Consider the following 12,930-nt stretch of genomic DNA (forward strand, 5'->3'; position numbering starts at 1 on the left):
TCGCGCCCGCCTTGACCGCGGCCAGCGTGTTGGCCACCGCGCAGCCGGTGTCGTCGTGGCAGTGGATGCCGACCCGGACGCTGGTCTCGGCAGCCCTGGACACGATCTCGGCCAGCTCCTCGGGCAGCATGCCGCCGTTGGTGTCACAGAGCGCGATGACGTCGGCGCCCGCCTCGGCGGCGGTCCGGATGACTTCCAGAGCGTAGGCTGGATTGGACTGATAACCGTCGAAGAAGTGCTCGGCGTCGAGGAAGACTCGCTGTCCCTCCGCACGAAGGTGAGAGACCGTGTCGCGGATCATCGCGAGGTTCTCCTGGAGAGTCGTGCGGAGGGCCAGCTCCACGTGCCGGTCGTGACTCTTGGCGACAAGGGTCACGACCGGCGCGCCGGATTCGCGCAACGCGGCCACCAACGGGTCGTCGGCTGCCTTCACACCGGCTCGGCGGGTCGCACCGAACGCGGCCAGTTGCGCGTGCTTCAGGTCGAGCTCTGTTTGAGCCCGCCTGAAGAACTCTGTGTCTTTGGGGTTGGCGCCCGGCCAGCCCCCTTCGATGAAACCGACGCCCAGCCCGTCCAGATGGCGCGCGACGGCGAGCTTGTCAGCGACGGTGAGGTTGAGCCCCTCCTGCTGTGCTCCGTCACGCAGCGTCGTGTCATAGACGTGGAAGCGGTCGTCGGCCATGGTTCTTCTTTCTTTTTCGACTTTACGAAAACAAAAAGACCCCTCACGGACGTGAGAGGTCTGCGCGCTGGCGGTGTCCCTGCGTTAGCCAGCGCGCCTGCCGATAATGAGCAGACCGTAGAACATGGTGCTTGCGAGTCTGCCACAGTCACCGGCCGTCTGGCACATCGGTCTCATTCCCTGGACGACCTCTTGGTCATACCGTGACTCCGTCGCCACCCGTGACGGCCCGCTCCAGCGCGGCAGGGTCGAACGCCTCCTGGCCCAGCATCCGGCCGTTGAGCACGAGCGTGGGCGTCCCCTCGATCCGGATCTTCGCGCTCTCCGCCAGGTGCGTCTCGGCGTACGACTGCGCGGTCACGCACTGCTCGGCCGCCGGCGCCCCGGCCTTCCTGGCCGCCGCCGCCAGCTCCGCCACGGTGAAGCCCGACGCCACACCGTGCGGCGCCGGCTGGATGGCGTACAGCTCGTTCCTGAAGGCCAGCCAGTTCGCCTCGGGCATGCAGCGGGCCGCCGCGGCGGCGCGGATGGAGTTGGACCGCATCGGCTCGTCCCGGAAGATCGTCACCGAGTGGAAGACCACCTTGACCTTCCCCGCCCTGGCCAGCCGCTCGATCGTCGGGTCCACCCGCGCGTGCATGTCCTTGCAGACGGGACAGTCGAAGTCCTCGTACACGTCGAGCACCGGGGCCTTGCTCCCCCGGTCGGCCAGCACCATGGATCCGTCCGGCTGGCGCGTCAGCCGGACCTCGCCCGGCGACGACCGCCCGGGCTCGGAGAACGTCACCACAGCGAGCACGACCAGCACCGCGCAGGCGACCCCGATGGCCGCCATCCTCTTCTTCATCCCGCCCCGCCCCTTGCCCGATTATCGCCGCGACCTTACCGGACCCAGGAACACCAGGAGTTACCCGGTCATCTATGCACGGAGTCCTGCCACGCAGCGGGTGTGCCCGATGGTCACTTCGCACACAATGGCCTCATGAAGGCGTACGTTCTCACTCAGTCCGTGGCCCGTTACATCCTCGATCACTCCACCCGGCCCGATCCGCTGCTGGAGGAGCTCGCGGCCGAGACGGCGGCGGCGACCGGGGAGAGCGCCGAGATGCAGATCTCCGCCGATCAGGGCACCTTCCTCACCATGATCACTCAGCTGGTCGCGCCGCGGGTGGCGGTGGAGGTGGGCACGTTCACCGGCTACTCGTCGGTGTGCATCGCGCGTGGTCTGTCGGGCGGCACGCTGCACTGTTTCGACGTGAGCGAGGAGTGGACGTCCATCGCGCGGCGCTACTGGCACAAGGCCGGGCTGGCCGACCGCGTCACGCTCACGCTGGGGCCCGCCCAGGACACGCTCAGCGCCTTCGACGAGCCCATCGACCTGGCCTTCCTGGACGCCGACAAGACCGGCTACCCGGCCTACTACGAACTGCTGGTCGGCAAGCTGCGGCCCGGCGGGTTGCTCATGGTGGACAACACGCTGTGGACGGGCCATGTGGCCGACCCGGACCGCCACGACGCCTCTACGGTGCGGATGCGCGAGTTCAACGACCTGGTGGCGGAGGATCCTCGGGTCACCGCGGTCATCCTGCCGCTCGCGGACGGCCTCACCATGATCAGGAAAAATCCGGACACGGCGGCTTGGTCATGATGACGTACGAGGTCGCCGCGACGAGCAGACCGGCGCCCCACACCGTGTAGCCGGAGATCACCGCCAGGGCCCAGCCCAGGTCCGCACCGAGGCCGCCGTTGAGAGTCTCGGTGAGGCCCACGACACCGAAGTACCCGGCCAGACCCCCGCCCACCAGGAACGCGGGCACCAGCACCAGCCATCTGGGCACCTCCCGCCCGGCCAGCGGCGGCACCCAGCGCGGCCAGATCCGCCCCCACCGGTGGACCAGCGCGAGTGGCAGCAGCGTGCCGGCCGCGGCGTACAGCACGAGGAAGACGACGACGGCGGGCTCGGTCACGTCCCACGGCCACTCGCCGACCTGCGCCACGAGCCGGGCCGAGCAACCTGCCACCGCCGCGTACGCCGCGAGGAACGCCCAGGCCGGGGAGGGGTCCGTACGGCGCTCGGGGGTGCGCCCGTGGACACGCCCGCACCGCGGACAGGCCCGGCGGGCGCGGCGCTGCGCCGCGATCGCGCACAGCAGGGTCAGCACGCCGCCCGCCACCCCGGCGCCCCGGATCAGGAAGCCGACCCGGTCGAGCGGGTTCGCGAACAGCATGCCCACGATGTCCAGCGCGAACATGAAGGAGTACGCGATCATCCCGACGCCCGCCACCCAGCCGAGCACCACCGGCGGCCACGGATGCAGGGCGCTGGGCACGGCGCGGGGCACGGCGCGGGGTCGGGCCATGAGCAGGCAGGCGAGCATCGCCAGGGCAGACAGCGCGACCGGGGGCCAGCGTCCGGGGATGAACGACTCGCCGAAGGAGGCGAACACCGGCGCACCGGCCACCGCCCACCAGACGTGCACGGCACAGTAGGCGGCCAGCCAGCAGACCGCGGCCAGCGACATTCTCGGCATACGCCCGAGTCTCGGCATTCGCCCCGGGCGTCGCCTCCCCCGCCACGGGGAACCCTCTCCCCCTCGACGGGGAGCCGGACCCCCAGGCCGTACGTGAATCCGCCACGCCGGCGTCCGTCAGCCCGTGCTCGGTCAGGAACAAGCCGCCACGCCGGCGTCCGCCAGCGCGTACCCGGTCGGGAACACGCCGGCATGACCTGCGATCGCCGTCAGGATCGAGGCGGCCTGGCGGGGACGGTCAGACGCACAGCAGCCTGCCGGTGTCGAGCGGGTGGTTCCACGGGTCCGGCAGCGTCAGCGGGGCGCCCACCGGCTCGACCGTCTCCTTGGCGTAGCCGTCCGGCCCCGGCTCGCTGTGCAGCTTGACGATGCGCTGGCACGGGTCGATCACCAGGTAGAGAGGGACTCCGGCGGGGGCGTAGCCCATCGGCTTGACGACGTGGTCGTCGTAGGCGTTCCCGGCTGCCACCACGTCCACGATGAGCAGGGTGCTGTCGCCGCGCACCGCCTCGTCGGACTCCATCACCGGGGCCGGCGGCACGACCGTCAGATCCGGCACATAGCGGTCGGCCTCGTCGCCGAGGAAGACCGTGATGTTGGGCCACACCTCCCACCCGCGCTCGGCGGCCACGGGCATGAGCTGGAAGAGCGCCTGCGCCAGGATCGTGTTGTGCTGCCAGGTGCCGGTGTCGTTCACCACGACACGGCCGCCGAACACCTCGATCCGGAGCTCGGGAAACAGCTCGCGGACCGTACGGTAACGCTCTTCCACAGGCCTGATCACGCCATCGCCCTCACTGTTCGCAATCGATCTATGACTGATCGTATTGCCGGGCCGGCGAACACGGCAATCCGCACGGACGTGTCGGCGGATGGGCGGCGTGGGCAGGGGGTGGAGGCCGCCCACGGATCGGGCAGGGGGTGGAGGCGCCGGGCGGCGTGGGCCTTGCCGCCCGGCGTCCCGTACCACTAGACGATCTTGTGGATCCAGTTGTGGGTGTCCGGGCGGGCTCCGTACTGGATGCCGACCAGCTCCTCGCGCACGCGCATGGTGACCGCGCCCGGTGCGCCGTCGGCGATGGTCCAGGCGCGGTCGGCGCCCTTGACCGAGCCGACCGGGGTGACGACCGCGGCCGTGCCGCAGGCGAACACCTCCGTGAGCTCGCCCGACTCGCAGCCGGCCTGCCACTCGTCGACGCTGATGAGCCGCTCCTCCGTCTCCAGGCCCAGGTCGGCGGCCAGGGCGAGGATGGAGTCGCGGGTGATGCCGGGCAGCAGGGTACCGGTCAGCGCGGGGGTGACGAGCTTGTCGCCGAAGACGAAGAACAGGTTCATCCCGCCCATCTCCTCGACGTAGCGGTGCTCGTGCGCGTCCAGCCAGACCACCTGGTCGCAGCCCTGCTCGACGGCCTGGCGCTGGGCGACGAAGGCCGCGGCGTAGTTGCCGCCGCACTTGGCCGCGCCGGTGCCGCCGGGGGCGGCGCGGGTGTACTCGGTGGACAGCCAGACGGAGACGGGCTTGATGCCGCCGGTGAAGTACGAGGCCGAGGGCGAGGCGATGACCAGGTAGGTGTAGGTCCGCGACGGGTAGTTGACGCCGAGGCCGACCTGGGTGGCGATGATGAAGGGCCGCAGGTAGAGGCTGTGGCCCTCGGTGGTGGGCACCCAGTCCTGCTCGGTGCGGACGAGGAGGTCGAGCGACTCGACGAAGGTCTCCTCGGGCAGCTCGGGCATGGCCATGCGGACGGCCGACCGGTTGAAGCGGGCGGCGTTGGCGTACGGGCGGAAGGCGACGATGGAGCCGTTGATCTGACGGTAGGCCTTGAGACCCTCGAACAGCTCCTGGGCGTAGTGGAAGACCGAAGTGGCGGGGTCGAGCGAGAGCGGGCCGTAGGGCCGCAGTCGCGCGTCGTGCCAGCCCTCGCCCTCGGTGTAGTCGATGGTGATCATATGGTCGGTGAAGACCTGGCCGAACACGGGGCTCGCCATTACCTGCTCCCGCTCGGCCGCGGTGCGAGCGTGGTCGGATAGCTGCACGTCGAAGCTGAGCTTCTGAGCGATGGTCATGACGACGGTCCTTCTCTCTGATTCCGGCCGGCGCTGCCGAAGGGGCAGCCCGTACTTCCTATTGTCTCGTCATTTGGGATGGCAAGGGCTGGATGGGTGATTTGACCTTTTAGACGCGCAAAAGCGCCTGGCAGGTCCGCTCACGGACCGCCAGGCGCTTGCTGAGCTTGGGCGGCCCTAGCTCGATACTCGCGCGGCGATGTCGTCGCCGATCTCGTGGGTGGTGCGACCGGTCCAGCCGGCCAGGCGCTCGACGATGTCGTCGGCGACGGCCTGCTCCACCTTGGCGGCCTCGGCGGCCAGGCCCAGGTGGTCGAGGAGCATGGCGACCGACAGGATGGTGGCGGTCGGGTCGGCCTTGCCCTGCCCGGCGATGTCGGGCGCGCTGCCGTGCACCGGCTCGAACATGCTGGGCGTGGTGCGCTCGGGGTTGATGTTGCCGCTGGCGGCCAGGCCGATGCCGCCGGCGATGGCGGCGCCCAGGTCGGTGATGATGTCGCCGAACAGGTTGTCGGTGACGACAACGTCGAACCGCTCGGGCTGGCTGACGAAGAACATCGAGGCGGCGTCGATGTGGCTGTAGTCGGTGGTGACCTCGGGGAACTCTTCGGCCACCCGGTTGACGGTGCGCTGCCAGAGGTCGCCGGCGTAGGCCAGCACGTTGGTCTTGTGGACCAGGGTCAGCTTCTTGCGGGGGCGCGACATCGCCTTGTCGAAGGCGTAACGCACCACGCGCTCGACGCCGTGGGCGGTGTTGAGCGACTCCTGGGTGGCGATCTCGTACGGGGTGCCGCGCCGCATGACGCCACCGGTGCCGGCGTAGAGGCCCTCGGTGCCCTCGCGGACGACGATCATGTCGATGTCCTCCGCAGGGGTGTCGGCGAGGGGCGTCTCGACACCGGGGAGGAGCTTGACCGGGCGCAGGTTGACGTAGTGGTCGAACTCGAAGCGAATGCGCAGGAGCAGGTCACGCTCCAGGATGCCCGGCGGCACGCTGGGGTCGCCAACGGCGCCGAGCAGGATCGCGTCATAACCGCGCAGTTCCTGGAGAACGGCGTCGGGCAGCGTCTCACCGGTGCGGTGATAGCGGGCGGCGCCCAGGTCGTAATGGGTGGCTTCGATCTTGGTCCCGACCGCTTCGAGGACCTTGAGACCTTCGGCCACGACCTCGGTGCCGATGCCATCACCGGGGATGACGGCCAGACGAATATTGCGCGACTCCATGGGCGGTACCCTACCCGTTCGTCTCGGCTGACGAACACTCGATCTCACAATTCGGACATGTCATCCCACTCGACCAGCGTAGCGTGGCGCGTATGGCAGCCGAGCGAGTTCATCTCACCGAGGAGAAGGCCACCCTTCTCGCCACCCTGTACGGCAGGGCCCTGGACGCCCGCTCACCCCATCCGATCCTGGGCGACACGCTGGCCGCCCAGGTGGTCGAGCGGATCGACCACGACTTCTCCAGCACCGGCATCACCCGGCGCAGCGCCGCCTCGGTCGCGTACCGGGCCCGCTTCCTCGATGGGTGGGCCGCCGAGTTCCTGACCGCGCACCCCGACGCCGTCGTGCTGCATCTGGGCTGCGGGCTGGACACCCGCGTGCACCGGCTGGACCCGCCGCCCGGCGTCGACTGGTACGACGTCGACTACCCGGAGGTCGTCGAGCTGCGCCGGCGCCTGTTCCCGGAGCGGCCCGGCTGCACGACGATCGGCTCGTCGGTCACCGACCTGGCCTGGCTGGACCAGGTGCCGGCCGACGGCCGGCAGGTGCTCGTGATCGCCGAGGGCCTGTTCTACTACCTCGACGCGACCCTCGGCCGGGAGCTCGTCCGGCGGATCGTGGACCGGTTCGCCGGAGGGGAGCTCGTCTTCGACGCCCTGGGCAAGCTGGGCCTGCGGTTGCAGGTCCTCAACAAGCCGGTACGCCAGGCGCACGCGAAGATGCACTGGGCCATCGACGGACCGCAGGATCTGCTGTCCATCCATCCGCGGCTCCGTTGCACGACCATGCTGAGCGCGCTCGACATGACGGACCCCGGGCTGCCGGTGGGCTTTCGCGTGGCGACCCGCCTGATGAAGGCGGTGCCCGGGATGGCGAAGACGGCGGCGTTCTACCGGCTGGAGTTCTGAGGGGCGCCGCCGTTGTCGCGGCGGTCCAGCGCCATCTGCAGCGCCTGGGCCGCCTCGTCCTCGTGCTCGTCGGCGCGGTTCCAGGGATACATCTCGTACATGTGTTCAGCTCATTTCGCGAGGCGTCGGGAACATGCAGTCGGATCCCGGTCGCGAATCCGACCGGGCCTGCTCTCGGGGTCCGGATCACGGACCACCCGGAGGGACTTACCGGCCGACAGGACGCCGCTCACCGCGACGGGTCGCCGACCTGCCCTAACAGGCCCCGCCGCGGCAGGTAATGAGTACGAGAACCTGGCGCATCGTTCGCCAGATTACCTGGCGGCGGCCGAGCTGTCTCGTTGGATGTCCTACTATCTCACATCCTGAGACAACCGGCCGCCGTCGCGCCATCGCGCCGGATCAGTCCTCCAGGTCCACCGAGCGGCCGGTCTCGGCGCCGATCTCCGCGCCGATCTGCTCCAGCACGTCGGCCGGGATGGCCGAGTCGACGGTCAGCGCCATGAGCGCCTTGCCGCCCTTGACGTCGCGGGACACCTGCATGGAGGCGATGTTGATGCTCCGCTCGCCGAGGATCCTGCCGACCACGCCGACGACCCCGGGGCGGTCGGTGTAGGTGAAGAACGACAGGTGGGCGGTCGGCTCGATCTCCATCTCGTAGCCGTTCACCTCGACGATCTTCGTGATCTGCCGGGGGCCGGACAGCGTGCCGGACACCGAGACCTGCCGGCCGTCGGCCAGGACGCCGCGCACGGTGATGACGTTACGCCAGTCGGGGCTGTCGGAGCTGGTGACCAGCTCGACGGTGACGCCCCGGTCCTTGGCCAGCAGCGGCGCGTTGACGTACGTGACGGAGTCCTCCACCACGTCGGTGAAGACGCCCTTGAGCGCGGCCAGCTCCAGCACCCGCACGTCGTGCGCGGCGATCTCGCCGCGCACCTCGACGTCGAGCTTGGTGGCGACCTCGCCGGCCAGCGCGGTGAAGACCCGCCCCAGCTTCTCGGCCAGCGGCAGGCCCGGCTTGACGTCCTCGGCCACGGCGCCGCCCTGGACGTTGACGGCGTCGGGCACGAACTCGCCCGCGAGCGCCAGCTTCACGCTCCTGGCGACCTGGGTGCCGGCCTTCTCCTGGGCCTCGTGCGTGGAAGCGCCGAGGTGCGGGGTGGCGACGACCTGGTCCAGCTCGAACAGCGGGCTGTCGGTGCAGGGCTCCTTGGCGAACACGTCCAGGCCGGCGCCGGCGACGCGGCCTTCCTTGATCGCGGAGTAGAGGGCGCCCTCGTCGACGATGCCGCCGCGGGCCACGTTGATGATCCGCACCGAGGGCTTGACCTCGTGCAGTTCCTTGTCGCCGATGAGCCCAAGAGTCTCCTTGGACTTGGGCAGGTGCACGGTGATGAAGTCGGCCTGCTTGAGCACCTCTTCGAGGCTGAGCAGCTTGACGCCCATCTGCGCGGCGCGGGCCGGCGGCAGGTAGGGGTCGTAGGCGATCAGCTCGACGCCGAACGGCTGCAGCCGCTGGGCCACCAGCTGGCCGATCTTGCCGAGGCCGAGGATGCCGACGACCTTCTCGTCGAGCTCGACACCGGTGTACTTGGACCGCTTCCACTCGCCGTTCTTCAGGGCGGCGTGGGCCTGCGCGGTGTTGCGGGCGCTGGCCAGGATGAGCGCTATGGTCTGCTCGGCGGCGCTGGTGATGTTGGACGTGGGCGCGTTGACCACCATGACGCCGGCCTTGGTGGCCGCCTCGACGTCCACGTTGTCGAGGCCGACACCGGCGCGGGCGACGACGCGCAGCTTGGGCGCGGCGGCCAGGGCCTCGGCGTCCACCTGGGTGGCGGAGCGGACGATCAGCGCGTCCACGCCGGCGAGCGCGGGCAGCAGCTGAGAACGGTCGGCGCCGTCGGTGTGGCGGACCTCGAAATCGGCGCCGAGCACGGCGAGGCCGGCTTCGGACAGCTCCTCTGCGACCAGAACGACGGGCTTGTTCACGAGTGTGAATCCTTCGAGCGTGCGGCGAGTGTGAGGGACACGGCGACGGGCCCCTCCGGTCCCACAGAGTCTATCCGGGCTTGTGAACGCATTCACGAAGGACCCAGCATCTGAGACGCCGGTTACCCCTTCAGGGCAAACTCATCCACACTGCTCCCGTCTTTGTCTTGATCGGGAGATTTATTCGCCATTAACCTGCTAAGCCGTGGCCAACTACCTATGGTTCGTCATATGAGCATCGGGAATCCTGCGCTTGCCGACGTGCTCGCCCAGCATGGCGGTCCGCACCGTCTGCTGGCGGCTCTCGCTGACGGTGGAGTCCTGGTGGCCGTGCGACCAGACCGATCAGTCGTCCTCGGGACGACACAGGCCGGTGACCGAGTGCTTCTCGGGTACACCAGCACGGTGACGTATGCCCGTCACCGTGGCGGCCATTCCCTGTCGGCGTGCGACCCCGACACCGTCCTGGACATCCAGCGCGTCACCGGCGTGCGAGAGATCGTGATCGACGCCGCGGGTCCCGCCGCGGCCGCCGTTCCCATCGAGGATCTCCAGCGCTTCCTCACATCCACCCGTACGGGACCGACGCCGGTCATGTCCGGGGCCGTCCCCGCCGCCTACGCGACGGGGGCGATGGCGACGATCTCGCGGGGAGGCCCGCTCGCCCAGGTGGCGCCGCCGTCCCCCGAGGCGCCGCCGATGCCCTGGATCCCGGCGCCGCGCCCGCACCTGTCAGGTCCCATGCAGCAGGTGGACCCCGGCTACCGGCGGTGCACGCATCCGATCCTGCCCGCCCTGCGGCAGGCGATCGCGCAGTTGCTCATGGACTTCCCGCTGGTGCACCACGTGTGGATCTCCGAGGCCCGCACGGCCTCGGGCGCGACCGGGATCATGCTGCACGTGAAGGTGCACATGTCGGCGGCCGAGGACGTGGTGCGCGACCTGCATCGCGGGGCTCGGGCCAGGCTGCCGCAGTTCGCGGCGAGCGGGGCGCCGATCCTCATGGCCAGGGTGGCTGATTCGCGCAGTGAGCGCCGGATGATCGAAATCGGCGCGCACGTCGTCTGCGCGAACGTGAGCGACTGACTATTTTTGGGGCTTACCGAACAAGCCCTTGGTCGGCTTGAATGAGCCAATGACCGCACCGGCCGCGACCTCGTTCCCCGTGTCCAGAGGCGTGCGCCTCGGCTACGGCGTCGGCTCCTTCTGCACCGCGACCTTCGGCGCCGTGCCCGGTCTGCTCCTGCTCTACTACATGACCAACTTCCTGGCCGTGCCCGCGTGGCTGGCCGGGGTGGTCGTGACCGCGCCCAAGGTCTGGGACCTGGTGATCAACCCGCTGGTGGGCCGCTGGTCCGACCGGACGGTGTCGCGCATGGGCCCCAGACGCCCATGGATGCTGGCCGGCGCGGCGACCCTGCCGATCGCGTTCTTCCTGGTGTTCGCCGGCCCGCCGCTGACCGGCACCCCCGCCGCCCTGTACGTGGGCGCCTGCTTCCTGGCCGCCGCCACGGCCTACGCCCTGTTCGAGGTGCCGTACAAGACGATGCCCGCCGAGATGACCGGCGACTACCACGAGCGGACCTCGCTCCTGCAGTGGCGGATGATCTTCATCGGCGCGGCCACCGCGATCAGCGGCATCGCGGCCCCGGCGCTCGTCAACAGCGAGGGCGACAACGGCACGCTGGGCAGCTACCGCCTGATGGCGGTGGTGATCGCCGTCATCCTGGCGGCCTCCATGTTCGGCGCCTTCTTCGGTACGGCCCGCGCCCCGATGACCGGCGCGCCCCAGGCGGACAACGGTGGGCTGCGCGCCCAGTTCGCCTCCGCCAGGAGCAACCCGGCGTTCGTCTGGCTGCTGGTGCTGGCCTGCACCCAGCAACTGGCGGTCGCCATGATGCTGGCCGCCGCGCCGTACTTCGCCACCTACACGATCGGTGACCCCAGAGCAGTCACGACGCTCTTCGCCGCGCTGGTCGGCCCGATGCTGCTGACGATGCCGCTGTGGGTGTGGCTGTCCAAGCGGTTCGACAAGCGCGGCGCGATGATCCTGGCCGCGCTGATGTTCAGCGGCGGCACGGCGGCGGCCCTGGCCACGCCGATCTTCGGCGGCTGGTACGCCCACGTGATGATCCTGCTGGTCGGGACCGGGATCGCCGGGGTGCAGCTGCTGCAGTTCTCGATGCTGGCGGACGTGATCGCCGTCGACGCCCAGACGACGGGCAAGCGGCGGGCCGGGGTGTTCACCGGGTTGTGGACGGCGATCGAGAGCGGGGTCAGCGCCTTCGGCGCGCTGGTCTTCGGGACCATCCTGTCGATCGGCGGCTTCATCTCCTCGGAGCCGGACACACCGGTGGCGCAGCCGGACAGCGCGGTGACAGCGGTCCTCATCGGTCAGACCGCGGTCCCCGCGCTGATCATCCTGCTGTCGGTGCTGATGACCTTGAAGTACCGGCTGACGGTCCCTACGCCGGCCGCCGGGCCGTCATCGGACGAGCCCGTGTGACCAGCCCGGCAGCCAGCGCCGCCATCAGGGGCAGGCCCACCACGATCGCGGCGGTGAACGACCACGGGACGACGACGAAGAGTGCGTCGTAGTCCAGAGCACCGCCCGACGTGCGGGCGTGCCTGGACATCGGCCAACTGGCCGCGATCCCCATGGCGCCAAGGCCGACGGCGGAAGCACGGCGCCGATCTGCCGGGGGTCGGCCGCCGTGACGTGAACCGCGGGAATCCGGAGCGACCTGAGCTCCGACTCCCCGGCCGACAGGTCGACGGTCAGCATGCCGTCCCTGACCATCCTGCCGTCGAACACGACCGTCCTGCCCTCCGTGTCTGATCGACATGGATACTGAGTATGCATACTCAGTATTCTCCTCGCAACAGATCCGCGTATTCTGGACAGGGAACGCTCTTCAGGCCGATACTCGGGAGATGAGCTCGACGCACCCGCCGTTCCGCGCCTCCGACGGTGAGCGTGACCGTGCGATCGGTGAGCTCCGTGACCGCGCGGTCGAGGGCCGGATCTCCCACGACACCTTCGTGGGACGCGTCGACCAGGCGCTGCGTGCCCGTAACCAGCAGGAGCTCGACGCGCTCGTCGCCGACCTGCCGCGCCGCGCGACGCTCCGCCAGCGGGTGACCGGCATGCTGACCGGCGTGGTCTCTGCCGCCTCCGACTTCACCACCAACCTGCAGGCGGCCTGGCGCAAGCCCCGGCTGCCGCGGCTGGCCCTGCCCGACGACGATCGCAGCCGCTACGTGGTCGGTCGCGGGTCCTCCTGCGACCTCGTACTGGCGGATCTGACGGTCTCCCGGGTCCACGCCGAGCTGCGGCGCGAGGGCGACGACGGCGGGTGGACACTGGTCGACCTGGGCTCGCTCAACGGCACCCGGCTCAACGGCTGGCGGCTGGTCGGGCCCGCCAGGGTCAAGTCGGGCGACGAGGTCTCCTTCGGCGACTGCGGCTTCCTGGTCAGCTCGGGCCTGCCGTCACACTGAAAGATACGAATATTTGCGGATTACA

Annotated in this window: 12 protein-coding genes and 1 pseudogene; 5 read left to right on the top strand and 8 right to left on the bottom strand. The window is 69.7% G+C overall.

Translation table 11 applies throughout. The features are described from left to right. Window positions 1–682 (bottom strand): annotated as a pseudogene (locus ACTMTF_RS29610) (citramalate synthase); the annotation flags it as partial. 196 nt (window positions 683–878) lie between these two features. Further along, window positions 879–1,529 (bottom strand): DsbA family protein, encoded by a 651-nt coding sequence (locus tag ACTMTF_RS29615; protein WP_441113613.1) that lies wholly within the window; start codon window positions 1,527–1,529, stop codon window positions 879–881. A gap of 135 nt (window positions 1,530–1,664) precedes the next feature. Here ACTMTF_RS29615 and ACTMTF_RS29620 point away from each other — a divergent pair, with 135 nt between their 5' ends. Further along, window positions 1,665–2,330, top strand: coding sequence for an O-methyltransferase (locus ACTMTF_RS29620; RefSeq protein ID WP_397005003.1), 666 nt, complete (start codon window positions 1,665–1,667; stop codon window positions 2,328–2,330). On the opposite strand, the gene ACTMTF_RS29625 is transcribed toward ACTMTF_RS29620, so the two are convergent. From ACTMTF_RS29625 to ACTMTF_RS29640, 4 genes are all read right to left on the bottom strand, one after another. Continuing rightward, the gene (locus tag ACTMTF_RS29625) at window positions 2,296–3,213 is read right to left on the bottom strand and encodes a hypothetical protein (protein WP_441113614.1); all 918 of its coding nucleotides are present in this window, start codon (window positions 3,211–3,213) and stop codon (window positions 2,296–2,298) included. The genes ACTMTF_RS29620 and ACTMTF_RS29625 overlap by 35 nt on opposite strands. Window positions 3,214–3,451: 238 nt before the next feature. Then, the gene (locus ACTMTF_RS29630) at window positions 3,452–3,997 is read right to left on the bottom strand and encodes a Uma2 family endonuclease (RefSeq protein ID WP_397005007.1); all 546 of its coding nucleotides are present in this window, start codon (window positions 3,995–3,997) and stop codon (window positions 3,452–3,454) included. Window positions 3,998–4,182: 185 nt separating this feature from the next. Further along, window positions 4,183–5,280 carry a branched-chain amino acid aminotransferase gene (locus ACTMTF_RS29635; RefSeq protein WP_441113615.1) on the bottom strand — a complete coding sequence of 366 codons (1,098 nt, stop codon included), beginning with the start codon at window positions 5,278–5,280 and terminating at the stop codon, window positions 4,183–4,185. Window positions 5,281–5,457: 177 nt separating this feature from the next. Then, entirely contained in the window at window positions 5,458–6,504 is a 1,047-nt protein-coding gene (locus ACTMTF_RS29640) for a 3-isopropylmalate dehydrogenase (RefSeq protein ID WP_441113616.1), read from the bottom strand. 92 nt (window positions 6,505–6,596) lie between these two features. Here ACTMTF_RS29640 and ACTMTF_RS29645 point away from each other — a divergent pair, with 92 nt between their 5' ends. Beyond that, on the top strand, window positions 6,597–7,412 hold the full coding sequence (locus ACTMTF_RS29645) for a class I SAM-dependent methyltransferase (protein WP_441113617.1): 816 nt from the start codon (window positions 6,597–6,599) through the stop codon (window positions 7,410–7,412). A gap of 402 nt (window positions 7,413–7,814) precedes the next feature. Here ACTMTF_RS29645 and serA read toward each other — a convergent pair whose 3' ends face one another. After that, the gene (gene serA / locus ACTMTF_RS29650; protein WP_397005015.1) at window positions 7,815–9,404 is read right to left on the bottom strand and encodes a phosphoglycerate dehydrogenase; all 1,590 of its coding nucleotides are present in this window, start codon (window positions 9,402–9,404) and stop codon (window positions 7,815–7,817) included. A 231-nt stretch (window positions 9,405–9,635) separates the two neighbouring features. On the opposite strand from serA, the gene ACTMTF_RS29655 reads away from it, so the two are divergent. Both ACTMTF_RS29655 and ACTMTF_RS29660 read left to right on the top strand, forming a co-directional pair. Further along, complete coding sequence (locus tag ACTMTF_RS29655; RefSeq protein WP_441113618.1) at window positions 9,636–10,490, top strand: hypothetical protein; 855 nt, start codon at window positions 9,636–9,638, stop codon at window positions 10,488–10,490. Window positions 10,491–10,539: 49 nt separating this feature from the next. Further along, a complete protein-coding gene (locus ACTMTF_RS29660) occupies window positions 10,540–11,910 on the top strand; it encodes an MFS transporter (RefSeq protein WP_441113619.1) in 1,371 nt (456 codons plus the stop codon). Here ACTMTF_RS29660 and ACTMTF_RS29665 read toward each other — a convergent pair. Then, window positions 11,870–12,040, bottom strand: coding sequence for a hypothetical protein (locus tag ACTMTF_RS29665; protein WP_441113620.1), 171 nt, complete (start codon window positions 12,038–12,040; stop codon window positions 11,870–11,872). The genes ACTMTF_RS29660 and ACTMTF_RS29665 overlap by 41 nt on opposite strands. A 298-nt stretch (window positions 12,041–12,338) precedes the next feature. On the opposite strand from ACTMTF_RS29665, the gene ACTMTF_RS29670 reads away from it, so the two are divergent. Beyond that, complete coding sequence (locus ACTMTF_RS29670) at window positions 12,339–12,905, top strand: FHA domain-containing protein (RefSeq protein WP_441113621.1); 567 nt, start codon at window positions 12,339–12,341, stop codon at window positions 12,903–12,905. The last annotated feature ends 25 nt before the right edge of the window (window positions 12,906–12,930 follow it).

The organism is Nonomuraea sp. ZG12 (assembly GCF_052068115.1).
Lineage (GTDB): Bacteria > Actinomycetota > Actinomycetes > Streptosporangiales > Streptosporangiaceae > Nonomuraea.